Annotated in this window: 1 protein-coding gene and 2 pseudogenes; all 3 read right to left on the bottom strand. The window is 64.5% G+C overall.

The window, feature by feature from the left end:
* Positions 1-172, bottom strand: a pseudogene (locus WAN71_RS24560) (amino acid ABC transporter substrate-binding protein); the annotation flags it as partial.
* An 83-nt stretch (positions 173-255) separates the two neighbouring features.
* Positions 256-1,107, bottom strand: coding sequence for a CbbQ/NirQ/NorQ/GpvN family protein (locus WAN71_RS24555; protein WP_422227823.1), 852 nt, complete (start codon positions 1,105-1,107; stop codon positions 256-258).
* 129 nt (positions 1,108-1,236) lie between these two features.
* Positions 1,237-1,500: pseudogene (locus WAN71_RS24550) on the bottom strand (nitric oxide reductase activation protein); the annotation flags it as partial.

The following is a 1,500-nucleotide window of genomic DNA, read 5'->3' as shown; positions in this document are numbered from 1 at the left end:
GGTAGATCATCTGAACAGGCCGGTCCATTACTCCGTGCTCAACGGCCTCTTCGAAGATGAGGTCAAAGCAGCGCGTGAAGTCGGCCAGCATCTCCTCGGGAAACATCGGCGGCAGCGTGAAGTCCATCAGGTAGCCGACCTTGATCGGCTCTGCGCTGCTTTCGTAGGACATTTGACCTCCCGGGTGGCAACCTCACGCGCGCCGATCCGCAAACCTAATATTTGTTCAGACCTTAGCGGCGGTGGTAGACAGCGTCAATCATCAGACGCACCCGCCCCGCCCAGATAGATCTCGATCATCTCGCCCAGGCCCCTGCCCACAGCCACGTCGTCGGTGAGCGGCCCCGCGATCGCCGCCCGTGCCGCCTCTCGCATGGACAGCCCCTCCACGACAAGCTGGCCCGCCGCGATCAGCACCCGGGTCGATGCGACCTCACGCAGCCCGCCGGTTTCCAGCCGGCGGATGGCCTGCCCGAAGCGCACCAGCTCAGCTGCGGTGGCCCCATCCACGCCCGCCTCGTGCGCAACGATCGCCTCTTCGACATCGGCTGCGGGAAAGCCGAATTCGATGGCGACCATTCGCTGACGTGTCGAATCCTTGAGGTCTTTGAGCACGCTCTGATAGCCGGGGTTATAAGACACCACAAGGCCAAATTCGGGCGCCGCGTCCAGCGTGACACCGAGTCGCTCGATGGGCAGCTGCCGTCGGTAATCCGCGAGCGGATGCAACACCACGGTGGTGTCCTGTCGCGCCTCGACCACTTCGTCGAGGTAGCAGATCGCTCCCTCGCGCACCGCGCGGGTCAGCGGACCGTCCACCCATACCGTCTCGTCGCCCTGCAGCAGATAGCGACCGACCAGGTCCGCGGTGGTGAGGTCGTCATGGCAGGCGACGGTGATCAGCGGTCGGCCGAGATCGTGGGCCATCGCCTCGACGAATCGGGTCTTGCCGCAACCCGTCGGCCCCTTCAGGACGAGTGCCAGTCCTTGGCGGTAAGCCGCCTTGAAAATGGCCTCTTCGCCGCCGACCGCCTGGTAATAGGGCCGTACCATGTCCGCCTCTAGGGTCGCGCCGTCCCGGCGATCAAGCCCGGACTCGTTGGCCATAGCTTCCCTTCTGATACTTCCGGCGATCGCAGCCTAACCGGAACAGATGTTTGTTTCAAGTGCCCCGGCAAGCAGGTCCGGGGTTGTGGTACGCCAACTACGTTCTGGGACATGGCATCAGGGTGTTTGTCACGAAACCTTCCGCCGAACCTCTGCTGAGCGCAGTGCGGATCGGAATAGCGGCCCGATCACACCAGCGAGTTGGTCTGGACGCGCGATCGTCGCGTGCGCGGTGCTACCGAAGACTCTGCGCAGCGATTGCACGTCGGTTCCCGCACCGATCGTCAGGCATACGCACCCAGTGCCACGGCGGCGAGCTTCGATCAGGGCGCGTCGCGCGTCCGCGGCACCGTAGGCCCGCTCGTAGCCGTGGTCGTATGCCAGCCCGTCGGA

This window comes from Mycobacterium sp. (genome assembly GCF_049280035.1).
Classification (GTDB): domain Bacteria; phylum Actinomycetota; class Actinomycetes; order Mycobacteriales; family Mycobacteriaceae; genus Mycobacterium.
Note: the sequence above shows the minus strand (reverse complement) of the source record. Positions and strands in the feature narration are given on the sequence as shown.

Bases quoted from the DNA above. Each gene is read 5' to 3' on its own strand.
- WAN71_RS24555 (WP_422227823.1), bottom strand. From the start codon at position 1,107: ATGGCCAACGAGTCCGGGCTTGATCGCCGGGACGGCGCGACCCTAGAG.